The sequence below is a fragment of the Streptomyces albus subsp. albus genome (assembly GCF_000719865.1).
In the GTDB taxonomy this organism is placed as follows: Bacteria; Actinomycetota; Actinomycetes; order Streptomycetales; family Streptomycetaceae; genus Streptomyces; species Streptomyces albus_E.
This window is the reverse complement of the sequence record NZ_JOID01000033.1, coordinates 25,751-49,050: the sequence shown is the minus strand read 5'-3', so window position 1 is coordinate 49,050 and position 23,300 is coordinate 25,751. Positions and strand designations below refer to the sequence as shown.

Genomic DNA, 23,300 nt, shown 5'->3' with positions numbered 1-23,300 from the left:
ACCCTCGACACCAGCGGCCGCCGGCTCTACGCCCAGACCGACGAGCTGCGCGCCGCCGGGCCGGCCACCCCGGTCCTGCTGCCCGGCGGCCTCACCGCCTGGTCCGTCACCCGCGGGGAGACCGCCAAGCACCTGCTGTCCCACCCCCATATATCCAAGGACGCCCGCAAGAGCTGGCCCAGCCACCGGCCCGGCTCCCACCCCTGGCTGACCTCCTGGGTGGACGTCGTCTCCATGTTCACCAGCGACGGGGACGACCACAAACGGCTGCGCTCCCTCGTCGGCAAGGCGTTCACCCCGCGCCGGATCGAGGCCATGCGCCCGGCCGTGGAGGCGATCGTCACCGCTCTCCTGGACGATCTGGAGGCGCTGGACCCGGGCGAGCACCCCGTGGTGGACCTCCGCGCCCGCTTCTCCTACCCGGTGCCCACCCGGGTGATCTGCGACCTCTTCGGGGTGCCCGCGGAGCAGCGCCCCGAGATGCTCCGCGTCATCGACGCCGTGCTCGACACCAGCGCCACCACCGAGCAGGCCATGGCCACCCGCCGCGACCTGTTCGCCGCCATGCACACCCTCATCGAGAGCAAGCGCACCGCGCGCGCCGAGGACATGACCGCCCTCCTCCTCGCCGCCCACGAGGAGGACGGCGACCAGCTCAGCGAGGAGGAGCTGGTCAGCACGCTGATCCTGATGATCGGCGCCGGCAGCGAGACCGCCGTCTCCCTCATCGACCACGCCGTCGAGGCGATGCTGACCCACCCGGAGCAGCTCGCCACCGTGCTCGCCGAGCCGGACCGCTGGGATGATGTGATCGAGGAGAGCCTGCGCCTGCACCCTCCGATCATGAATATGCCGCTGCGCTACGCCACCGCGGACATCGACCTCGGCGAGGGCGTCGTCCTCCGCCCCGGCGACCTCGTGCTGATCGGGTTCGGCGCCCACGGGCGCGATCCGGAACTCCACGCGGAGCGGGACGCGTTCGACATCGACCGGGCGGACAAGCAGCACCTGGCCTTCGGCCACGGCATCCACTTCTGCCTCGGCGCGCCTCTGGCCCGGCTGGAGGGGCGGATCGCGCTGACCGCGCTGTTCGAGCGCTTCCCCGGACTGAGCCTGGCGTGCGGGCCGGACGATCTGCGACCGCAGCCCTCCTTCATCGGCAACGACTACCGGGAACTCCCGGTCCGCCTGCGGGCCGCCGGGGACGAGGCGCCCGCGGCGAGCTGAGCCCGCCGCTCCGTACCACCGGCCCCCGGCCCCGTCCGGGGGCCGGTCAGTGCTCGTGCCCCGGGTCGTGGCCGGGATCGTGGCCGGGGATGGTGCCGTCCTCCTCCGTCACCAGGAAGAGGCCCGCCATCCCCGTGTCCGCGTGGCTCTGGACGTGGCAGTGGTACATCCAGGCCCCGGCGCCCACACCCTCACCCGCGATCACCTGGAAGCCGAAGGAGTCCGCCGGCCCGGTGATCTTGTTGTCGACGACGGGGGTGTGGTCGTCGGGGCCTGCGAGCAGCCCGGTGCGGTTGTCGGCCCAGCGGTGCCCGTGCAGATGGAACGTGTGGTAGTACTCGCCGTGCGTGATCGAGATGAACTCGACCCGCTCGCCGAGCTTCGCGGTGACGTCGTACGGGTCGTCGGCGGCGCGGTTGTTGACCGTCATGTCGTTGAAGACGATGGTGAACTGCTTGTCCGGCAGGACGTCCCCCGCGCGGCGCACGACCAGCGGGCCGTAGAGGCCCTTGCGGACACCGGCCGTGCCGTGGACGGTGCCGACCGCGTGGTCGTGGTAGTGCCAGTAGCCGGCGCTGCCGGGGTCCCAGGTGCCGTCCGCGCGGCGGCGGGGTTCATGGGTGCGCCAGGTGTACGTGCGCCGCTCGCCCGGCGCCACGGTGCTCCTGCTCAGCGGGGAGCCGTCGCTGCCGAACTCGTAGTCCACACCGTGCGGGTGGAGGCTCAGGGTGACGTCCGCCAGATTCACCAGCTCGATGTGCAGGGTGTCGCCCTCGGTCATCTCCAGCAGCGGACCGGGGACCGTGGTCTCGCCCGGCTTCAGGCCGTATCCCAGCCGGCCGCCGGAGAGATTCTCCGCGTAGAGGGTGAGATGCCGGACCTCGCCGCCCGCCTTCGCGGTGGCCGCGCTCCGGGCTCCGGCCGTGCGCCGTAACGACGTTGGTCCGCTGGCCGCGGCCGCGGCGGGGGAGAGGGCCGCCGGAGCCGCCAGGGCGGCCGCGGCCACCCCGCCGGTGAACGACCGCCGTGAGAAGAAGCGCCGCGCCGTGCCGCCGCCTGCCTCGGTCATGGGTCTCCCATCCCCCGCGGGCCGCCGCCCCGGGTCGTGTGTGGTCTTCTGCGGGTCGTCCGGGGACCGGTCCGGTGGTCGTCGCGCCCGTCCGGGAAGGACCGCCCGGCCCGGTGCCGCGAAGGCCGCGGGGCCGGGAGGACTGCGGGGCCGGGAGGGCTGGGACGGCATCAAGGTAACGGCCGCCGGGGCGTTCTTCCAGTGCCTGGACAAAGTTTGTTGATGTACGGTCATTTGTATTGGCGGACCGTCAAAAGCCCTCTAGCTTCGAGACATTGCTGCGATCGCAGAGGGGTGTGAGAGCTATGCGGGCCAATCCGCAGCCGGGACCCTCGGCAAGACGAGGGCGCACCAGGGGCCGCGCGTGGACGACAACAGCGCTGGCCGCCGGAATGACCGTGACCATGCTGGGAGGGCCCCCGGGGGCGGCGGCCGCTCCCCCCGATCCGCGGCCCGCACCGGCGACGCCGCTGCCGCCGGCCGTCACCGCGGCGGACTCCTTGTCCGCGGCCCCCTTACCCGGGGGCTCGGCCGCCGGGGACGTCCGCGTACTCGTCTTCCACGACTCCGGCGGGCAGCCCTCGGGCAGGACGGCGGCCGGGATCGAGGCCCTGGAGGACACCGGCCGCCAGGGCCCGGTCGAGGAGCGCTTCACCGTCGACGCCACCGACGACCCGGCCGTCTTCACCACGCGGAAACTCCGCCAGTACAACGCGGTCGTCTTCCTCTCCACTCCCGGTGACGTCCTCAACCACGCCCAGGAGGACGGCTTCCGGGCCTACGTCGAGTCCGGCGGCGGCTTCCTCGGGATCCACGACGCGGCCCGCACCGAGCCGGACTCCTCCTGGTTCACCGGCCTCATCGGCACCCGGCCCGCCGGCGACGGCGCCGCCGGGGTGCAGCGCGCCACCGTCGAGACCGGCGACCGCGGCCACCCGGCCACCGCGGAGCTTCCGCGGGAGTGGTCCCGCAAGGACCACTGGCTCAGCTGGAAACCCAACCCCTCCGGCGAGGTGCACACCGTCGCGCGGGTCCGTGAGCGCACCTACGACCCCGGCGCGGACGCCCTCGGCTGGGACCACCCCGTCTCCTGGTGCCGCGACTACCGCGGCGGCCGCTCCTTCTACACCGGCATGGGCGGCACCGAGGCCGCGTTCGCCGAGGAGCGGCTGCGCGCTCATCTGCGCGGCGCCCTGCTGTGGACCACCCGTCTCGCCCGCGCCGACTGCCGGGCCACCATCGCCGCCCACTACGAGGCCACCCGCCTCACCGAGCCCAACACCCCCGGGCAGGCCGACCGGATCGGCGAGCCGCACGGCCTCGTCACCGCCGAGGACGGCCGGGTGTTCCACATCGGCCGCGGCGGCGGCGCGAACGGCGACCCCGTCGTGACCGACTGGAACGACCCGGACGTCGGCCTCGGCATGGGCACCGTCCACGTTTGGGACCCGCGCACCGGGAAGAGCCGGCTCGCGGGCGTCGTCGAGGTCTTCGGCAACAAGGGCGGCGGCGGGGAACTCGTCAAGAACGAGGAGGGCCTGCTCGGGATCGAACTCGACCCGGACTTCGCGGAGAACGGCTGGATCTACCTCCACTACACCCCGCACGCGGAGATCGACCGCGAGAACCACCTGGCGCGGCGCCGGGTCTCCCGCTTCACCCTGGACCACGCCACCAACCGCTTCGACCCCGCCTCCGAGAAGGTCCTCCTCTCCTGGGAGGTGCAGATCCACAGTTGCTGCCACGCGGGCGGCGGCATGGCCTGGGACTCCGGGGAGAACCTCTACATCGCCACCGGCGACACCAACTCCTCGCAGTTCAGCGACGGTTACTCGGGCAACAACCCGGAGCCGGCCTTCCGCGGCGTCTCCTTCGCCGACGCCCGCCGCACCGCCGGCAACACCAACAACCTCAACGGCAAGATCCTCCGCATCCACCCCGAGGACGACGGCACCTACACCGTCCCCGAGGGCAATCTCTTCACCGGCGAGGAGGAGGGCGGCGGCAAGACCCGCCCGGAGATCTACGTGATGGGCGTGCGGAACCCCTCCCGCATCTCCGTCGACCGGGAGACGGACACCCTCTTCGCGGGCTGGGTCGGCCCCGACGCCGGTGCGCCCAGCCCCGTGTGGGGTCCGGCCAAGTACGACACCTTCGCCGCCATCACCCGGGCCGGCAACCACGGCTGGCCGTACTGCATGGGCAACAAACAGCCCTACCGCGACCGCAACCTCCCCGACCCCTCCCAGCCGCTCGGCTGGTACGACTGCGACCACCTCAAGAACGAATCCCCCCACAACGACGGCCTGGTGGACCTCCCGCCGGCCCGCTCCAACACCATCTGGTACTCGCCCCAGGGCGGCGCCCCGGACTTCCCGCGCGACGGCGACGGCATCCCCAGCTACGAGGCGGAGGAGGCCCGCTATCTGCTGCCCTGGCTCAAGGGCGGCTCCCAGGCGGCCATGAACGGCCCCGTCTACCGGCACGACGCGGGCAGTGACAGCTCCGTCAAGTGGCCGGAGTACTGGGACGGCAAGTGGTTCGTCGGCGACTTCTACGACGGCGACCAGCCGCGGCACGCCGTCGCCCTGGACCCGGACACCGCGGACAAGGGCGGCCTGCCCGTCCACGCCGAGAGCCTGGACGGCATCATCCCGGCCGGCCCGGACGGCATCCGCAACCTGATGGACTGGAAGTTCGGGCCGGACGGCGCCCTTTACGTCCTCGACTACGGCCGGGGATTCTTCACCTCCACCGACGAGTCGGCGCTGTGGCGCGTCACCTACCGGGGCGGGCCGCCCACGCCGCTCCCCGGCGACCTGGTGACCGGCGACGCCGCGGCCCGGGACGGGAGCGACGGATGAACGGCGGAAGAGGGGCGCGCGCGTCCCGGCGGCTCACCGGATCACGCGGCCTGCTCACCGCCCTGGTGGTGACCCTGCTGGCGGCTCTCGGCCTGACCGCGCCGCCCGCCGCGTACGGACAGGGCGGGGCGTACGGTGAGGACGGCGCGCGCCCCGCCACGGCCGCCGACCAGGTGCTGACCTGGACCGCCGGAAACCCCACCGACCGCTATCTGACGGCGCCCACCGAGGCGGTGGCCGGCCCGGCGACCATCGTCTTCAGGAACAGCGAGGCCACCGGCAACACGACCGGCATGCCGCACACCCTCACCTTCGACACCTCCGACCCCTCGCGCTACAACGCCGACGTCGATCTCAACCTCCTGGCCAACCCGGCCGACGGCAACGGCGGCCGGCACACCGCCGAGGTGACCCTCACCCCCGGCACCTACCGCTACTACTGCACCCTCCCCGGGCACGGCGCCATGCAGGGCACCCTCGTCGGGCGCCGGTGGCGGTCGATGCGGTGGGTGCGCACCGGCTGGTGTACCGGGCGGCGGACCGGGCGGGGAACGTATCGGCGGAGCGGTCGGTGGAGGGCGCCGGTGGCGGTCGATGCGGTGGGTGCGCACCGGCTGGTGTACCGGGCGGCGGACCGGGCGGGGAACGTATCGGCGGAGCGGTCGGTGGAGTTCACCGTGGTCGCGCCGCCGGAGGACGACACGACGCCGCCGGAGACCTCCCACGAGATCAGCGGTGAGCGGGACGCCGACGGCGCCTACCTCGGCTCCGCCACCGTGACGATCAGCGCCTCCGACTCCGGCTCGGGCGTGGAGCGCGTGCAGTACTCCCTGAACGGCGGTCCGTATCTGGCCTACACCGCACCGGTGACCGTCGCCCGGGCCGGCGCCCACCTCCTCCGCCATCGCGCCACCGACAAGGCCGGCAACACCTCGGCCGCGAAGACGGCGCACCTCACGGTCGTGGAGGAGGACACCACCGAGCCCGACTGCCCCGAAGCCGACAACCGGCGCACCGTCATCATCGGCACCGTCGACACCGGAGTCCCCAACCGCGTCACCGGCAACGGCTGCACGATCAACGAGCTGATCGAGGACGAGCGGGGGTGGGACGGCGAGAACGACTTCCTCCGCCATGTCGCCGCCGTCGCCGACGGCCTGCGCGAGGAGGGCGTCGTCGACGAGCGCGAGCACGGCCTCCTCACCCGGGCCGCCCGCGAGTCCGCCATCGGCACCCCCGGCCACACCGGCGGCTACCGCACCCTGTTCGACGGATCGGCGGAGTCCTTCGCCGACTGGGAGCACGTCGGCGGCGGCGCCTTCGGCCTGACCGGCGGCGGTGCGATGACCAGCAGCACCACGCGCGACGGCCTCGGCATGCTCTGGTACCCGGGCCGCCGGTTCGGGGACTTCTCCCTGAAGCTGCGGTTCCGCGACGACGCGCCGGGCTCCGGCCGCGCCAACAGCGGGGTGTTCGTCCGCTTCCCCGATCCGCACTGGCACCCGGGCGAGTCCCGCCCCGAGTGGGTCGCCATCAAGTACGGCCACGAGAACCAGATCCTGGACCGCGCGGACGGCGACCTGTACAAGACGGGGTCCGTCTACGGCTTCGACAAGGTGAACCTCGACGGCGCCGGCGTGGAGGAGAAGGGCGTCTGGAACGACTACGAGATCCGGGTGGTGGACCAGCGCTACTGGATCTTCCGCAACGGCGTGCTGCTCAACGTCTTCGACAACGACCCGGGCCTGGTCTTCAACCCGCCCCGGACGGACGACCCGGGCACCGCCGGCCGGCAGTACGCCGACGGCTTCATCGGCCTGCAGACCCACGGCACGAGCGACGTGATCTCGTTCCGCGACATCCGGATCCAGGAGCTGTAGCGGTCCCGGAGGCGGAAGCGCGACCGGCCGCCCCGGCACGGGAGTCCCGTGCCGGGGCGGCCGCTGATCGGGCCCGGTTCAGGCGCGGATCAGCTGTGGGGGCAGTTGCCGCGGAACTCCTCGATCTGCAGGCTCGGCCGGGGCAGCGGGCAGAGGAACTGCTCGTAGCGGGTGTCGTTGTCGACGAACCGCTTCAGCCAGGAGATGGAGTACTTCGCGATCTCCGTGTTCGAGACGTTCGGACTGAAGTGGTTGGCGTTGTTGAGCTCCATGTAGGCCCGGTTCGTGGAGGACCGCAGGCTCTCGTAGAACGGCTCGGCGTGCGAGCGGACGGAGGCGATGGAGTCGCCGTCCGCGCCGATGATGAAGGTCGGGACGGTGACCTCGCCCCAGGTCTTGTCGAGATTCCACGGGGTCAGCGGAATCGACGCCTTGAGCGACGGCCGGTCGCTCGCGGCCTCCAGCGCACCGCCGCCGCCCATGGAGTGGCCCATGACGGCGAGCCGGCTGCGGTCGATGCGGCTGCGGACGGCGCTGTCCTCGACGAGGTAGTCGAGAGCGGCCAGCAGCTGGTCACCGCGCTGGCCGGGCTGGTCCAGCCGGGTGTTGGTGTCGATGGTGAAGACGACGAAGCCCTGGGAGGCGAGCCGCGGCCCGTACCAGGCCATGCTGCCCTCGTCGGCGGTGTACCCGGGCGCGATGGCGACCGCGCCGAAGGTGCCGTCCGAGGTGGTGGTGGGGTAGTAGATCGTGCCGCCGCCGAAGCCGACGACGAGCGAGGAGACGTTCCGCTCGGACACCGAGTACGGGCCGCGGCTCGCCTCGATGCTGCTTTCGGTCGGGGCCGGGCCCCGCTCGTACGGGTTGGCCGCGGCGGCCTGGACGGTGGTCTCCGGGGCGGCCTGGGCGGTCGGCATCAGCGCGACGCCGGTCCCGGTGAGGGCCAGGGCCAGTCCGGCCAGGCTCAGCCGGAAGGCGCGGGAACGGGGCTTGCGGCGGTGCCGGCCGGTCTCGGGGGCGGAGGTGTCGTGGTGCAGCGGCTCCATGAGCGTGTACTCCCTGAAGTCAAGGGGGGTGTGGGGTGTGGGGGAACGTGGGTCATCGTTCAACCGACACGCGTCCGTCACATCGGTGAAATCACCGGTCTTCGTCGCGTCTTGGAGCCGTGCCCTCTGAATTCCCAGGTCACGGAGGTGGTTTGACATGTCTCCTTCGCCGGAACGATGCGTGCCCGCCCGGTGAACCGCGATCATGGCGGGGTGTCCTCACTCCCGAACCCTCCACGGAACGCGCCCCCGGAGCCCCGGATGGTGGTGTGCGGCGACGACGCGCTCGCCCACCGGCTCGCCGCCGAACTCTCCGGGATGTACCAGGAGCCCGTGACGCTCGTCCTGCCGCCCACCGGGGAGGGACGCCGCCCGCTGGCCGGCATCCCGGGCCGCCGGGAGCCCGTGGCGCCCGTACGGGTCGTCGAGGCCCGCTCCCTGGAGGACGAGGTGCTGGCCGGGGCCGGGGTCGCCACGGCGCAGGCGCTGGCCCTCGTCCACGACGACGACGAGACCAACATCCACGCCGCCCTCCGCGCCCGCCGGCTCAACCCCCGGGTGCGGCTCGTCATCCGCCTCTACAACCGCAAACTGGGCCGGCACCTGGAGGAACTCCTCGACCGCTCCGTGGAGATCGCCGCCCCCGACCTGGACCGGGCGGCCGTCGACGCCTCCACCACGGTGCTCTCCGACGCCGACACCGCCGCACCCGCCCTGGCCGCGGCCGCCATCGTCGGCACCAGCAAGGTCGTCCACGCCGACGGGCTGATCCTGCGCGCCGCCGAGCGCCCGCCCGCGGCCCGCGGGGCGGAGGACGCGCGGCCCGCCCTGTGCACCCTCGCGCTGTACTCCGCCACCGACAGCCCGGACGCGGGGGAGGGGTCGGAGGACAGCGGCGACGAGGGCCCGCGGCTGCTGCCGGACGACGACCTCGCGGCGGGTTCCCCCGAGCGCGGGCGGGTGGTCCTGGAGACGGTCAGCCACGACGGCGCGCAGCCCGCGCCGCGCCGCCTGGGCCGGACCCCGCCGCTGAGCACCCTGTTCTCCCGCCGGATGCGGCTGTCGCTGCTCGGCCTGGTGACCGCGGTCGGGGCGCTCGCGGTGGCATCCGTCCTGCTGACCGGCGACGACCCGCTGCACGCCGCCTATCTGTCGCTGCTCGACCTCATCGCCATCGGCGACCCCGCCGAGGGGGAGGAACCCGCCCGGCAGATCCTCCAGCTCCTCTCCGGCATGGTCGGGCTGCTGCTGCTCCCCGTCCTGGTGGCCGCCGTGCTCGAAGGGCTCGGCACCTTCCGGTCGGCGAGCTCGCTGCGCCGGCCGCCGCGCGGGCTCTCCGGGCACGTGGTGCTGCTCGGACTGGGCAAGATCGGCACCCGGGTGCTGACCCAGCTGCACGAGATGGGCGTCCCCGTGGTCTGCGTGGAACACGATCCCGACGCCCGCGGCGTGGCGCTCGCCCGGCGGTACCGGGTGCCCACGGTCATCGGGGACGTCACGGAGGAGGGCGTGCTGGAGGCGGCCAAGGTGCACCGCAGCAGCGCCCTGCTGGCCCTCACCAGCCACGACAGCACCAATCTGGAGGCCGTGCTGTACGCCCGCGGGGTCTCGGACCGGCTGCGGGTGGTGCTGCGGCTGTACGACGACCGGTTCGCCGCGGCCGTCTACCGCACGCTCCGCGACTCCCACCCCGGGGCGACGACCCGCAGCCGCAGCGTGACCTCGCTGGCGGCGCCGGCCTTCGCCGGGGCGATGATGGGCCGCCAGGTGCTGGGGGCGATACCGGTGGAGCGGCGGGTGCTGCTGTTCGCGGCGGTGGAGGTGAAGGACTGCCCGGCCCTGGAGGGCCGCACGGTCCGGGAGGCGTTCCGGCCCGGCAGCCGGCGGGTGCTCGCCCTGGACGTGGCCGCGCCCGCCCACCGCCGTCCCGATCTCGCGGCCCTGCCGCCGGGCTGGCAGACCGTGGAGCGGGAACTGCTGTGGCAGCCGCACCCCGGCTATGTGCTGCGACCGGAGGACCGCGTGGTGCTGGCCGTCACCCGGCAGGGCCTCGCCGAACTGCTGGGCCGGCACCCGCGGTCCGCCGGGAACTGCCCGGAGGACGGCCCCGGGGACGGCCCGGCCCCCGCGGCCCGGAGCTGAGCCGGGGACACACGGGGCCCGTGCACGGTGAGGGCCCGTCCGCGGCCACCGTGCGGTGGTGCGGACGGGCCCTCGGGGCTCACGGCGACGGGGCGCCGCGCTCGTGGATCAGAGCTTGGCGGGCGTCTCGCCGACGCCGTCCCCACCGGTGCCGTTCCCCCCGGTCCCGGACGCGCCGGCACGGCGCTCGCGGAGGTGCTGGAGGAAGGAGGCAAGCTCCCGCTTGACGATGGGCGCCAGCAGGTAGAGGCCGATGATGTTGATGACGGCGGCCAGGAAGAGCATCGCGTCGGCCATGTCGATCAGCGCGCCGAGGGTGAGCAGCGAGCCCGCGGCGACGATCACGCTGAAGAGCACCTTGTAGATGTTCTCGCTGGTGCGGCTCCGGCCGAAGAGGTACGTCCAGCACTTCAGGCCGTAGTAGCTCCAGGTGATGATCGTGGAGAAGGCGAAGAGCAGCACCGCCACGGTCAGGATGTACGGGAACCACGGCAGGACGGTCTCGAAGGCGTCGGACGTCAGCGTCACGCCGTCGCCGGGGCCCTCGCCGGCGGCGGCCGCCTCGCGGGCCTTCTCCCAGCTCGGGGTGGAGGCGATGACGATGGTCAGCGCGGTCATCGTGCAGATGACGACGGTGTCGATGAACGGCTCCAGCAGCGCGACCAGGCCCTCGGTCACCGGGTGCCGGGTCTTCACGGCGGAGTGCGCGATCGGCGCGGAGCCGATGCCGGCCTCGTTGGAGAACGCGGCCCGCTGGAAGCCGACGATCAGCACACCGATCGCACCGCCCGCGACGCCCGTGGGGTTGAAGGCGCCGGTGATGATGCTGTTCACGGCGTCCGGGAGGGCCGGGATGTTGACGCCGATGACGATGAGGCAGGCGGTGACGTAGATCCCGGCCATGGCCGGGACCAGCCGGCTGGTGACATTGGCGATCGACTTGATGCCGCCGAGGAGGACCAGGGCGACCAGGGCGGCGAGCAGCACACCGAAGAGGAGGGCGCCGGCGGAGTTGCCGAAGATGCCGTCCTCACCACCGGTGACGGACTTGAGCTGGGTGAAGCTCTGGTTGGCCTGGAAGAGGTTGCCGCCGAAGAAGGTGAAGAAGAGCAGGGAGATCGCGACACCCACGGCGAGCACCTTGCCGACACCGCTCATGCCGCGCTCGGCGAGGCCCTTGCGCAGATAGTGCATCGGGCCGCCGGAGACGGTGCCGTCCTCGTGGATGTCCCGGTACTTCACGCCCAGCGTGCACTCGACGAACTTGGTGGCCATGCCGAGCAGACCGGCGACGATCATCCAGAAGGTGGCCCCCGGCCCGCCGATGGTGACGGCGACGGCCACACCGGCGATGTTGCCGAGGCCCACCGTGCCGGAGACCGCGGCGGTGAGCGCCTGGAAATGGCTCACCTCACCGGGGTCGTCCTTGTCCTCGTACTTGCCCCGCACCAGATCGACGGCGAGCTTGGCGCGGCGGGCCTGGACGAAGCCGAAGTAGACCGAGAAGACGATGCCCGCGACGACCAGCCAGCCCACGATCCAGGGGAAGGGGGTGGGGAAGACGCCGAAGTCGGTTTCGTAGAAGACCCACTTGACCAGGAATGCGGCTACGGGATCGAAGACGCCGTTGACGGCTTCCTCGATCGTCGAGGTGACGGAGTTGCTTGCCATGAAGGGAACCTCTGGCTGGTGTGGTGCTGAGGACGAGGGCTCATCATCCGGCGGTCGCCGATGATGCGCTGATAAGACGGATTGGGAGTTCCTATCACGGAGAGCGACCGCACCGGTGTGACGTAGCTCACTGGGGCGCGACGGCACGGCAGTCTTTATGTGTCTGTAACCGGACAAAGGTGCGGGATAGATTCGCTATACAGGAACCACGACCCGGTGAGCGGTGCGAGGTCGCGACGCACCGTTACATGATCGCAATGCACGGCCCGGCCCCCCGCCGCCCCGTCCGGACGGTGGAGGACCGGGCCGTACGCCGCCGCGAGCCCGTCCGCGCCGCGGGCGCGCCGGGAGGGTCCCTCAGCGGGTCACGACGTGCCGTTCGTCCGGGACGCAGTGCGTCATGGTGAGGCCCGAGACGTCGCGCGGCGGGTTCTTGCCGAGATCGGCCAGCCGCCGCTGGTCCTCCTCGGTCAGCTGCTGGCCCGGCAGCGGCTGGAGATGGGCCACCTCCGGGGTGTCGATCCCCAGCCCCTCGCCGACCCGCAGCCCCAGGTCGTTCTCCACCAGCAGGAAGTGCCAGAGCATGCGCTCCTGCACCGGGCGGTCGCACTGGGAGAGCAGGGTGACGAAGTTCCGCACCAGGTCGTCGCGCTCCCACTCCTCCAGCAGCAGATAGCGCTGCCCGGCCTGGAGGTAGTCGTTGGTGCGGGGGATGCGCTTGCGGGTCAGCTTGCCGCTGATCTCCGGGCCCTGGTCGTCATGGGTCGGGAAGGCGGCCTCCTGCAACCCGCCCAGCACCGACGGCTCGTAGTTGATGTGCGTGTTCTCCGCACCGCCGTCGATGTGGTACGTCATCTGGCCGTCGCGCTGGTTGGTGCGCACCGGGGCGTTCTTGGCCTGGTTCACCGGCACCTGCAGGTAGTTGGGACCCACCCGGTAGCGCTGGGTGTCGCTGTAGGAGAAGGTCCGGCCGACCAGCATCTTGTCGTCCGAGAAGTCCAGCCCGTCGACGAGCACGCCGGTGCCGAACGAGATCTGCTCGTTCTCGGCGAAGTAGTTCGCCGGCATCCGGTTGAGCACCATCCGGCCCACCGGCTTGGGCGGGAAGTCCTGCTCGGGCCAGGTCTTGGTGTCGTCCAGCGGGTCGAAGTCCAGCTCCGGGTGCTCGTGGTCGTCCATCATCTGGACGAGCAGCTCCCACTCCGGGTGGTCGCCGCGGGCCACGGCCTCGTAGAGGTCCTTCGTCGCGTGGCCGGTGGCCTCCGCCTGCACGTTGGCGGCGTCCTCCTCCGTCATGCTGCGCACACCCTGCTTGGGCATCCAGGTGTACTTCACCAGCTTGGTGCCGCCGTGGGCGTCCACCCACTTGTACGTGTTGACGCCGAAGCCCTGCATGTGGCGGTAGTCCGCCGGGATGCCGCGCGGGCTGAACAGATTGACCAGCATGTGCATCGATTCCGGCGTCTGGCTCATGAAATCGAAGATGCGGTTCGGCTGCTGCTCGAAGGTGATCGGGTCGGGTTTGAGCGCGTGGATCACGTCGGGGAACTTGATCGCGTCGCGGATGAAGAAGACCGCGAGGTTGTTGCCCACCAGGTCCCAGTTGCCGTCCTCGGTGTAGAACTTCACCGCGAAGCCGCGCGGGTCCCGGGCGCACTCCGAGGAGTCCCGGCCGCCGATGACGGTGGAGAAGCGGACCGCGACATCGGTGCGCTTGCCGCGCTCCTGGAAGAGCTTGGCGCGGGTGTAGCGGTCGATCGGCTCGTCGCCCCAGGCGCCATACGCCTCGAAGTAGCCGTAGGCGGTGACGCCGCGGGCGTGGACGACGCGCTCGGGGATGCGCTCCCGGTCGAAGTGGCTGATCTTCTCCAGGAACTGGTAGTTCTCCAGGGTGGCCGGTCCGCGCGGACCGACGGTGCGCTGGTTCTGGTTGTCGTAGACCGGGTGCCCCTGCCGGTTGGTGAGCACCGGCCTCTCGTCCCCCCGGCCGGCGCCCTTCTTCTCCACGTCCGTCACGGTGCTGGGCTCCTTCGCTCGTCGGTGCGCCGCGCCGCGCCGGATCGCCGCGAGCGGCTGCGTGTGCGTACCCCGATGAGCGGGGGGCCTAACAGCAGACGGGAGGGCGATCCTCCGGTTCCACCACGAGGACGTCGCCGTAATTGCAGATGTACTTGCAGTGACGGGTGATCCGGGGCGAGGATGGTCCGCCGGGCGATCCGCCCCCTCAACCGCCCCTCGGACGCTGCGGAGCGCGCGATGACAGCACATCGGCCACGGCGGAGCGGCCTTGACCCCGCCGGCTTACCGCACGCGGACCGGGGCCGCGCCGATGTGCCGCGCGGAGTCCCCTCCACCGCCGATCCGCTGCCGGACACGGGGACGGCCGGCGGGGCGGGGACGGTGGGGACGAGGCCGGGCACACCCGGGCGGACCGCCGGCGAGGCCGACCGCGAGTGGGACCCCTTCACCCGGCTGCTCCTGCTGCTGGAGGTCTCCGGCCGCCGCTCCTGGCTGGAAGGCCTCGGCTCCTCCGACCACAACTGACCGGCCGCCGGGGTCGGCCCGGCTCCGGCCGCTCGAGCGCCCCGGTGGCCGGGGGCCGGGCGGTGGAGTAAGCCGGGGAGACGGGGTACCTGCGACACAAGCGCACCGGCGGGTTCCGTGCACCGGTGCGCCGTCCGCCGCGTACCAGGAGGAGTCACCACCATGGCCATCGCCACCGTCAACCCGGCCACCGGCGAGACGCTGAAGACCTTCGATCCCCTCGCCGACGCGGAGATCGGCGAGCGGATCGAGCGGGCCGTCCGGGCCTTCCACACCCACCGCCTCACCGGCTTCGGCGGGCGCGCCGAACCGATGAACCGGGCGGCCGACCTGCTGGAGGCGGAGCAGGAGGACATCGCCCGGACCATGACCACCGAGATGGGCAAGACGCTGGCCGCCTCCCGCGCCGAGGCCGCCAAGTGTGTCAAGGCGATGCGCTGGTACGCCCGCAACGCCGAGGGGCTGCTGGCGGACGAGGAGCCGGCGGCCGCCGACGTCGAGGACTCGGGAGCCGTCCGCGCCCACGTCCGCTACCGCCCCCTCGGCGTCGTCCTCGCCGTCATGCCGTGGAACTTCCCGCTCTGGCAGGTGATCCGCTTCGCGGCACCCGCCCTGATGGCGGGGAACACGGCCCTTCTCAAGCACGCCTCCAACGTGCCGCAGACCGCGCTCTACCTGGAGGACCTCTTCCGCCGTGCGGGCTTCCCGGAGGGCTGCTTCCAGACGCTGCTGGTCGGGTCCGGCGCCGTCGAGGGCGTTCTGCGCGATCCGCGCGTCGCCGCGGCGACCCTCACCGGCAGCGAGCCCGCGGGCCGTTCCGTGGCCGCGGTCGCGGGGGACTGCGTGAAGAAGACGGTCCTGGAGCTGGGCGGCAGCGACCCGTTCGTCGTCATGCCGTCGGCCGACATCCCGGAGGCGGCGAGGACCGCCGTGACCGCGCGGGTGCAGAACAACGGCCAGTCCTGCATCGCCGCCAAGCGGTTCATCGTGCACACGGACGTCTACGACGACTTCGTGGCCCGCTTCACCGCCGCGATGCGGGAACTGACGGTGGGCGACCCGATGGACGAGTCCACCGATGTCGGCCCGCTCGCGAGCGAGAGCGGCCGGGCGGATCTGGAGGAGCTGGTCGAGGACGCGCGGGCGGGCGGGGCGAGTGTGCTGTGCGGCGGCCGGCGGCCGGAAGGGCTGCCGGACGGCTGGTTCTACGAGCCCACGGTGCTGGCGGACGTCACCCCCGGGATGCGCATCCACCGCGAGGAGGCGTTCGGGCCGGTGGCCTCCGTCTACCGGGTCTCCGGCACGGACCAGGCGGTGCAGCTGGCCAACGACACCCCGTTCGGGCTCAGTTCCAACGTGTGGACCCGGAACCCGGAGGAACAGCGGCGCTTCGTCCGCGATCTGGAGGCGGGAGCCGTCTACATCAACGGCATGACGGCCTCGCATCCCGCGATGCCCTTCGGCGGCGTCAAACGGTCCGGCTACGGGCGCGAGCTGGCCGGGCACGGCATCCGCGAGTTCTGCAACGCCACCACGGTCTGGTACGGGCCGTCGCGCGCCGAGACCGGAGCCGGCGCCGCGGAGTGAGAGGCCCGGGAGGCGCGGAGTGAGAGTTCCGGGAGGTGCCCGGGAGACGCCCGCCCGGGGCCACCGGCGCCCGGGATGCGCCCGAATGGGGGCAGCGGCCGGGGTGAACGGCCCCGGGCCGGGTACGCGTCCCCCGTCCCCGGCGGCGGGCCGCCGCCGGGGAGCACCTGCCGGACCACGAACTGGGAGACCTCGATGACGAGTCCGCACCCCGACCCCGTACCCCCGGCGCCGACCCCGCCGCCCGGGCCCGGCCCGCACCCCGTACCCGACCCGGTGCCGCCGGCCCCGACACCGCCGCCCGGCCCCGGCCCCGGACCGGCCCCCGGGCCGACGCCCGGGCCGACCCCGGGGCCCACGCCCGTCCCGGAGCCGGACCCCATCCCTCCGGTCCCGCCCGGTCCCAACCATCCCGAGCCCACACCGGAGCCGCAGCCCAGTCCCAGCCCGGTCGGCGGAACGGCGGAGAACTGACCGATGGATCTGCTCGACGCCTTCGACACCGCCTGGCTGGAGTTCGACCGCCGGGTGCACCGGATCCGCGAGGACCAGTGGGACGACCCCACGCCCTGCACCGAGTGGACGGTGCGGGACCTGGTGAACCACCTGACGGGTGAACACCTGTGGGCCCCCTGGCTGCTGCGCGGAGCCACCCTCGCCGAGGTCGGCGACCGCTTCGACGGGGACGTGGTCGGCGACGACCCGATCGCGGCCTGGGAGCGGGCCGCCGCGGAGTCGCACGCCGCCTTCCACCGGCCCGGCGCGCTGGACGGCGGGGTCAACACCAGCGGCGGGGAGACCCCGACCACCGACTACGGATGGCAGATGACCACGGATCTCACCGTGCACGCCTGGGATCTGGCCCGGGGCATCGGGGACGACGACACCCTCGGCGACGATCTCGCCGGGACGGTGTACGACCGGGTCGAGCCGGCGGCCGCCGGCTGGCAGGGCTCCGGGCTCTTCGCCGCGCCGGTGCCCGTGCCCGACGGGGCCCGGGCCCAGGACCGGCTCGTCGCCCTGCTCGGCCGGAAGCCGTAACGCGCGGCGGGCGCGGGCCGCGTACGGCCCCGGCCGCGCCGGCCCGCGCCGGCGCCGGTCTCCGCTTCGGGGCCGGATCACCCCCGTCCGCCGCCGCTCCGGTGCCGCCCCCGTCCGGGTGCCGTCCCGGCCCCGTCCCGCCACGGCCCCGGTACAAGCCCCGGCGCCGGTCCCTCCGACCCGCTGTGAGGGACCGGCGCCGGCCCATGCCCGGAGGCCGGGGGCTCACCCCGGTCCGCCGTCGCCCCGGTTCCGCCCCCGCGGGCCCCAGTACCCGTCCGCGAAGGCCGCCCGCCGGGCCCGCCGGCGGCGCAGCAGCGGCCGCAGGGCCCAGGCCAGCGCGGCGCAGAGGACGGCCGCCGCCCCGGCGTACGGCAGCAGCCGTCCGGCACCGGACGCGGTGTCCTCCGGCACGCCGGCGGTGCCGGCGCTCCGTACGGCCGCCTGCGGCCCGTGCAGCGGCTCGGCGGTGCGGGCCGGTGCCGGGTTGAGGGTGCCGACCGAGGGGGCGTCGTCGGCGATGGAGAAGCCCCAGTCCAGGAGTGAGCGGGCCTCCTCGTAGACGGCGTGGGGGACGCCGGACCGGGGGTTCATGACGGTGACCACCAGCGTGCGGCCGTCCCGTCGCGCGGCCGCGGCCAGGGTGTTCCCCGCGTGGGTGGTGTAGCCGTTCTTCACGCCGATGAGCCCCGGGTAGGGCTCCACCCCCGGTCCGCCGCTCAGCAGCCGGTTGGTGTTCTGGACCGCGTAGGTGCCCAGCGGCCGGCCCCGCTCGTCGCGGCCGGTGGGGAAGCGCGTGGTGGCCAGGCCCGCGTAGCGCGCGAAGTACGGCTGCGCGAGTCCGGCCCGGGCGAGGAGGCTCAGGTCGTACGCCGAGGACACCTGGCCCGGGGCGTCATAGCCGTCCGGCGAGACCACCCGGGTGTCGTGCGCGCCCAGCATCCGCGCCCGGGCCCGCATCTGGCGGACGGTGTTCGCCACCGAGCCGTTCATCGCGGCGAGGACGTGCACCGCGTCATTGCCGGAGGCGAGGAAGACTCCGCGCCAGAGGTCGGCGACCGTGTAGCGGTGGCCCGGCCGGAGCCCGACCATGCTGCTGCCGGCGCCCACGGCACGCAGGTCCGCCTGCCGCACGGTGCGCAGCTCGTCCTGGGGGAAGCGCGGCAGCAGGGTGAGGGCGAACAGCATCTTGAGGGTGCTGGCGGGCGGCAGTCGGAGATGGGCGTTCTTCGCGGCCAGCACCCGGCCGGTGCGGGCGTCGGAGACCATCCACGACCGGGCGGACAGGTTCCGGGGCAGGGTCTTCGCCGCGGGGCCGGTCGGCAGGCGGAGGCCGGGGGCGGACAGCGGCCGTGCGTCGCGGACCGCGGAGCGGGGGCCGTACCGGCCGTCCCGCCGCTCGTCCGCGGACGCCGCGGGCAGGGTGCAGCCGGCGAGGAGGGCGAGGAGGACGGTGGCCGCGGCACCGGTCCGCAGAGTGATTCCGGGGGACTTGTCCATGTCTGCACCGTAGGAACGGTTCGCCGGATCTGCCGCGTGTTCCTGCTCCATCCGGGCAGCGCCTCTGACGTGCGACCAACTCTGTTGGTGAGCAATGCTTTTGACGGCACGGCGGTCCTGATCGCGCGCCGTCCGGGCGCCGTGAACCGAGCCCGCCTCCGCCGTCCGCGCGGCCCCGGCGGCGCGGACGGCGGAGGCGGGCCGGGGAGGTCCCGGCCGGCGGCGGTTCGGGGAGGACCGGTGCGGCCGCCGTCGGCCCGTCGGCCCGTCAGCCCGCCTGCGCGACCGGGACGACGAACACGACCCCGCGGCCGGCCGCGGTGCCGGTGCGCTGCTCGCCCGGCGACATCAGGACGCCCGGCTCACCCCCGCAGTCGGCGGCCGGGTAGAGCTGGGCGGCCAGCTCGGTGTCGTTGCGGAACGCCGTGGGCACGACGCCGTCGAGGGGGTAGCAGATGCCGACCCGGGGGGTGCCGATCTGCTGCTCCGGCTGCTTCTCCCCGTAGGCGAAGGACAGCGGGGCGGGCAGCTCGGAGGGTACGGAGGCGGACGGCTTGTCGCTCCCGTGGGCGGCCGAAGTGTCCTCGGACGACGCCATCTTGGCGCCCACGAGTACCGCCGCGATGATTCCCGCCGCCGCCGCGACGGACAGATATCTGGTCAAGACGCGCATGGGTCCTCCAGGGCCGGTTCAACACGTTCTCGTGATGCACCTTGGCCCCCGGTGAAGCACCGCCCCGTCAGGCATACCGATAAGTAACCCGATAAGCCTATTAATTGGGTCCGCGGGTCCACGGCTCCTGGGCCGCCCGGGGGAGCACCGGCCGCGAACGGCCGGTGGCCAAGGGATGCGGCCGGTCACCCCGCGCAGCACAGTGGGCGCATGGACAAGCTTTCGCTGAGGGCAGCGGCCGAGGACCAGCTCGGGGCGGCGTACCGGGAGGAGGGCGGCCGCGCCGCCGTCACCGTCTTCCCCGGGCGCGGCCGCCGGCTGCGGCAGACCGTCATCGCGCTGCGCGGGGGAGCGGGGCCCACCGAGCACGACAGCCCGGGCGAGGCGACCGTGCTCGTGCTGACCGGGCGGGTCCGGGTGAGCACCGGCCCCGGCGACGTCACGGAGGGGACCAACGGCGATCTGATCCTGCTCCCGGAGACCCGCCACGAGCTGGAGGTGCTGGAGGACTCCGTCCTCCTGCTCAGCGTGGCCGGAGGCTGAGCCGCCGCCGCCGAAGTTTCTGCCGCGGACATTGAACACACGGGCGGTCACCGTCCGTACCTCCTGCCGTCAGAGGCGCACACCCGCGCCGGACGGGAATGCGGATCGCAGGAGTAAAGATGAGGAAGTGGCAGAGCGCCTCGATCGCGGTGACGGCGGCAGCGGTGATGCTGTTGACGGCCTGTGGCCAGGAGCCGGGCGGCGCCGGTGCGAACGCGGCGCAGCCGGCGGGACAGGCGGAAGCCGCCGTCCCGCAGGACCCGGGAGGTGGTTACGGAGGAAACGGCAGCGCCGGCGCGGCACAGAAGGCCAAGCCCGCGGGGCAGCTGACGATCGGCGACAGCGAGGAACTCGGCCCGGTCCTGACCGACAGCGCGGGCTTCACCCTGTACCGCTTCGACAAGGACACCGCGAACCCGCCGAAGTCCACCTGCGAGGGCGACTGCGTCAAGGCGTGGCCGCCGGTCCCGGCCGCGGACGTCTCCTCGACCAGCGGCATCGACGCCGCCCTGCTGGGCGAGGTCACCCGGCCGGACGGAACCAAGCAGCTGACCGTGGACGGCTGGCCGATGTACCGCTACGCCAAGGACACCGAGCCGTGGCAGACCAACGGCCAGGGCGTGGGCGGCACCTGGCACGCGGCGGCCCCCGACGGCAAGAAGGCGCAGCCGGGCAGCGAGACGGGCGGTGAGCCCGCGGGCAGCGCGCCCGCCGGCGGTTCCGGGGCCGGTGCGGACCTGCCCGCCATCTCGGCGGTCAAGGACGCGAAGCTCGGTGAGATCCTGCGCGATGCCGAGGGCCGCACGCTCTACCGGTTCACCAAGGACAGCGCCTGGCCGATGAAGTCCAACTGCGTCGGCAAGTGCGAGGAGCTGTGGAAGCCCGCCCGGCCGGTCGACCTCAAGGACGTCGAGGACGTCAACCCCAAGCTGCTGACCACCTTCAAGCGTGCGGACGGCAGCAAGCAGCTGTCCATCGACTGCTGGCCGCTGTACTGGTACACGGGTGACGAGAAGCCGGGCGACACCAACGGCCAGGGCGTCGGCGGCACCTGGTTCACCGTGGCGCCCAGCGGCAAGCTGATCAAGGACTGACGGCCCGCTCCGGCTGCGCCACCCGCCCGGGCACGCCACCCGCCCCGCCCTTCCGGGCCCCTCGCGCCCCGCCGGACTCTCCGGCGGGGCGCCGGCCGTCACGGAGGCGTCACCGAGACGTAAACGCTCGGGCACCTCACCGGTCGTGCATCGGGACGAGAAGTGCCACAGTGGCCTTGGAGGTCGTACCTGCGAAGCCGGCGCACCGCCGACGGCGGTCGACCGCGTCGGGAGGCCACATGGTGGAACGAGACGCGGCCCCACGTGCGGGGCCGCCGGGCGGCGACAGCCGCCTGCCCCCCGGCACCGCCGAGAATCTGGCGCTGAACCGCATCGGCCTCTTCGAGTGGGACCTCGAGAGCGGCCGCATGCAGATGGACCGGGTGGCCCTGGACCTCTTCGACCTCCGGCCGGAGGAATACCCGGGCGATGCCGAATCGCTCATCAACCGGCTCACCCAGGAGGAGTCCGACCGCCTCGACGCCGTCGTGGACGACGCCGTGGCGAAGGGCCGGGAGGCCCACGGCACCTACTTCCGCATCCGCCGGCGCGACGGCTCGCTGCGCTGGGCCCACGGCCAGGGCCACTTCCTGGAGGACGGCCCAGGGCAGCGGAAGCGCATCGTCGGCATCATCCGCGACGCGACCCACGAACTGACGGACGCCGTCGAACGCGGCGCCGTGCAAGTCGGACACCGCCCGCCGGGCATCGGGGTCGAGATGACCTCCGCCGCCCTCAGCCGCGCCCTGAGCGTCCGGGACGTCATCGCGGTCCTGGAACGCGTCGGCGGCCCCGGCCTGGGCCCGAAGAGCCCCGTCACCCTGATGCTGGGGCTGGTGGAGGACGACGAGCTCCATCTGGTCACCCGGGGCCGGATCAGCGTCGCGCCCGCGCCGGAGCACTCGAAGATCGACGACGAGAACCCGATGTGCGAGGTGGTGCGCACCGGCGAACTCCGGCTGATCGGCTCCCGCCGGGAGTACGCCGAACGCTATCCGCGGGTGTGGCCGAACCTGGAACCGGTGGAGTTCGGCTCGGCCGCCTATCTCCCGCTCGTCGCCCAGTCGCAGACGCTGGGCGTGCTCGGCATCCTCTTCCGCGAGGAGGTGCCCTTCACCCCCGAGGACCGCGGCACCTACATCGGTTTCAGCACCACCCTCGCCCAGAGCATCCAGCGGGCCAAGCTCTTCGACCACGAGCACGAGGTCGCCGAGAGCCTGCAGCAGACCATGCTGCCGCGGATCCCGGCCGTCCCGGGCGCCGAGGTGGCCGTCCGCTACCGCGCGGCCCGCCTCCGCCGCGAGCTGGGCGGCGACTGGTACGACCTGATCCCGCTGCCCGGCGGGAAGGTCGGCGCGGTCGTCGGGGACGTCACCGGGCACGACATCAAAGCGGCCGCCGTGATGGGCCAGCTGCGCATCGCCCTCCGGGCCTACGCGGCCGAGGGGCACTCGGCGGCCACGGTCATGGCCCGGGCCTCCGTCTTCCTCGGCGAACTGGGCAGCGACCGCTTCGCCACCTGCCTCTACGTCGAGGCCGACCCGCTCGCGGGCGAGCTGCGGATCGTACGGGCCGGACATCTCGACCCGCTGCTGCGGCAGGCCGACGGCACCTGCCGCCCCCTCCCGGTGGCCGGCGGGCTGCCGCTCGGGCTGTCGGCCGAGTTCGACGCCTTGGAGTACCCGGTGACGCCGGTGGAACTGGGCGCGGACGAGATGCTGGTGCTGTACACCGACGGGCTCATCGAGAAGCCGGGCACCGATCTGGACGAGGGGCGCCGGGAGCTGATCAAGGCCGTGACCAACGGGCCGTACGACGTGGAGGAGCTCGCCGACCACCTGCCCCGCGTCCTCGGCGAGCGGATCGGCGACGACGACACGGCCCTGCTGCTGATGCGCCGGCTGGGAGCCCCGGCACCGCACCTCCGGCGCCGGCTCCACCAGCACGTCGCCCCCGCGGACCCGGAATCCCTGGCCACCGCCCGCCACATGCTCCGCGAAGCGGTCCGTGCCTGGGGCGTGACCGACCGGGCGGACGACATCGAACTCGTCGCGGACGAGCTGATCACCAACTCCCTGCTGCACACCGACGGCGGTGCCGTGGTCACCGTCCTCATGCTGCCCGGGCCCGAGAGCCGGCTCCGCCTGGAGGTACAGGACCGCTCCAGCGGCTGGCCGCGCCGCCGCCAGCCCGGTGACGCGGGGACCTCCGGGCGCGGGCTGCTGCTGGTCGACATGCTGACCGACGTCTGGGGCGTGGAGTCCCGCGGGCCGGGCAAGGCCGTCTGGTGCGAGTTCGGCACCGCGGCGGGACACTGACCGGCGAGCGCCCCGGGTCCGGGCAGCCCTCCGGACCGGCGAGCGCGCCCGGACAAGCGAGCGTGCCCGGACCGGCCACCGCCCCATGGACCGGCCACCGC

Annotated in this window: 15 protein-coding genes and 1 pseudogene; 10 read left to right on the top strand and 6 right to left on the bottom strand. The window is 73.1% G+C overall.

The annotated features are described in order from the left end of the window. Positions 1 to 45: 45 nt before the first annotated feature. Positions 46 to 1,227 (top strand): cytochrome P450 family protein, encoded by a 1,182-nt coding sequence (locus IF83_RS0126100; protein ID WP_051723437.1) that lies wholly within the window; start codon positions 46 to 48, stop codon positions 1,225 to 1,227. A 46-nt stretch (positions 1,228 to 1,273) separates the two neighbouring features. Here IF83_RS0126100 and IF83_RS0126095 read toward each other — a convergent pair whose 3' ends face one another. After that, a complete protein-coding gene (locus tag IF83_RS0126095; protein ID WP_030548226.1) occupies positions 1,274 to 2,296 on the bottom strand; it encodes a multicopper oxidase domain-containing protein in 1,023 nt (340 codons plus the stop codon). Between the two features lie 305 nt (positions 2,297 to 2,601). Here IF83_RS0126095 and IF83_RS0126090 point away from each other — a divergent pair, with 305 nt between their 5' ends. Both IF83_RS0126090 and IF83_RS30675 read left to right on the top strand, forming a co-directional pair. Then, entirely contained in the window at positions 2,602 to 5,160 is a 2,559-nt protein-coding gene (locus tag IF83_RS0126090) for a ThuA domain-containing protein (protein WP_030548224.1), read from the top strand. A 92-nt stretch (positions 5,161 to 5,252) separates the two neighbouring features. Beyond that, positions 5,253 to 7,040, top strand: a pseudogene (locus IF83_RS30675) (OmpL47-type beta-barrel domain-containing protein). Between the two features lie 89 nt (positions 7,041 to 7,129). Here the strand turns inward: IF83_RS30675 and bdeA are convergent. Further along, complete coding sequence (bdeA, locus tag IF83_RS0126080; RefSeq protein WP_030548222.1) at positions 7,130 to 8,086, bottom strand: bis(hydroxyethyl) terephthalate hydrolase; 957 nt, start codon at positions 8,084 to 8,086, stop codon at positions 7,130 to 7,132. Positions 8,087 to 8,347: 261 nt separating this feature from the next. Here bdeA and IF83_RS0126075 point away from each other — a divergent pair, with 261 nt between their 5' ends. Further along, positions 8,348 to 10,228 (top strand): NAD-binding protein, encoded by a 1,881-nt coding sequence (locus tag IF83_RS0126075; RefSeq protein WP_051723424.1) that lies wholly within the window; start codon positions 8,348 to 8,350, stop codon positions 10,226 to 10,228. 108 nt (positions 10,229 to 10,336) lie between these two features. Here IF83_RS0126075 and IF83_RS0126070 read toward each other — a convergent pair whose 3' ends face one another. Next, on the bottom strand, positions 10,337 to 11,899 hold the full coding sequence (locus IF83_RS0126070; RefSeq protein WP_030548218.1) for an alanine/glycine:cation symporter family protein: 1,563 nt from the start codon (positions 11,897 to 11,899) through the stop codon (positions 10,337 to 10,339). Positions 11,900 to 12,256: 357 nt separating this feature from the next. Next, the gene (locus IF83_RS0126065; protein WP_030548216.1) at positions 12,257 to 13,915 is read right to left on the bottom strand and encodes a catalase; all 1,659 of its coding nucleotides are present in this window, start codon (positions 13,913 to 13,915) and stop codon (positions 12,257 to 12,259) included. A 240-nt stretch (positions 13,916 to 14,155) separates the two neighbouring features. Here IF83_RS0126065 and IF83_RS33885 point away from each other — a divergent pair, with 240 nt between their 5' ends. From IF83_RS33885 to IF83_RS0126050, 3 genes are all read left to right on the top strand, one after another. Then, entirely contained in the window at positions 14,156 to 14,443 is a 288-nt protein-coding gene (locus tag IF83_RS33885) for a hypothetical protein (protein WP_158711107.1), read from the top strand. A 162-nt stretch (positions 14,444 to 14,605) separates the two neighbouring features. Next, positions 14,606 to 16,030, top strand: a complete 1,425-nt coding sequence (locus IF83_RS0126055) for an NADP-dependent succinic semialdehyde dehydrogenase (RefSeq protein ID WP_030548212.1) — start codon at positions 14,606 to 14,608, stop codon at positions 16,028 to 16,030. Between the two features lie 477 nt (positions 16,031 to 16,507). Then, positions 16,508 to 17,071 carry a TIGR03086 family metal-binding protein gene (locus tag IF83_RS0126050; protein ID WP_030548211.1) on the top strand — a complete coding sequence of 188 codons (564 nt, stop codon included), beginning with the start codon at positions 16,508 to 16,510 and terminating at the stop codon, positions 17,069 to 17,071. A gap of 225 nt (positions 17,072 to 17,296) precedes the next feature. Here IF83_RS0126050 and IF83_RS0126045 read toward each other — a convergent pair whose 3' ends face one another. Continuing rightward, complete coding sequence (locus IF83_RS0126045; RefSeq protein ID WP_078843881.1) at positions 17,297 to 18,571, bottom strand: D-alanyl-D-alanine carboxypeptidase family protein; 1,275 nt, start codon at positions 18,569 to 18,571, stop codon at positions 17,297 to 17,299. Between the two features lie 268 nt (positions 18,572 to 18,839). Then, entirely contained in the window at positions 18,840 to 19,244 is a 405-nt protein-coding gene (locus IF83_RS0126040) for a hypothetical protein (protein ID WP_030548209.1), read from the bottom strand. 210 nt (positions 19,245 to 19,454) lie between these two features. On the opposite strand from IF83_RS0126040, the gene IF83_RS0126035 reads away from it, so the two are divergent. The 3 genes from IF83_RS0126035 to IF83_RS0126025 all read left to right on the top strand — a co-directional run bounded on the left by IF83_RS0126035 (position 19,455) and on the right by IF83_RS0126025 (position 23,199). Beyond that, complete coding sequence (locus tag IF83_RS0126035; RefSeq protein ID WP_030548208.1) at positions 19,455 to 19,787, top strand: cupin domain-containing protein; 333 nt, start codon at positions 19,455 to 19,457, stop codon at positions 19,785 to 19,787. A gap of 119 nt (positions 19,788 to 19,906) precedes the next feature. Next, positions 19,907 to 20,881, top strand: a complete 975-nt coding sequence (locus IF83_RS0126030; RefSeq protein WP_030548207.1) for an SCO0930 family lipoprotein — start codon at positions 19,907 to 19,909, stop codon at positions 20,879 to 20,881. Between the two features lie 239 nt (positions 20,882 to 21,120). After that, positions 21,121 to 23,199: a SpoIIE family protein phosphatase gene (locus IF83_RS0126025; protein WP_078843880.1), complete on the top strand. Its 2,079-nt coding sequence runs from the start codon at positions 21,121 to 21,123 to the stop codon at positions 23,197 to 23,199. Positions 23,200 to 23,300: the final 101 nt, after the last annotated feature.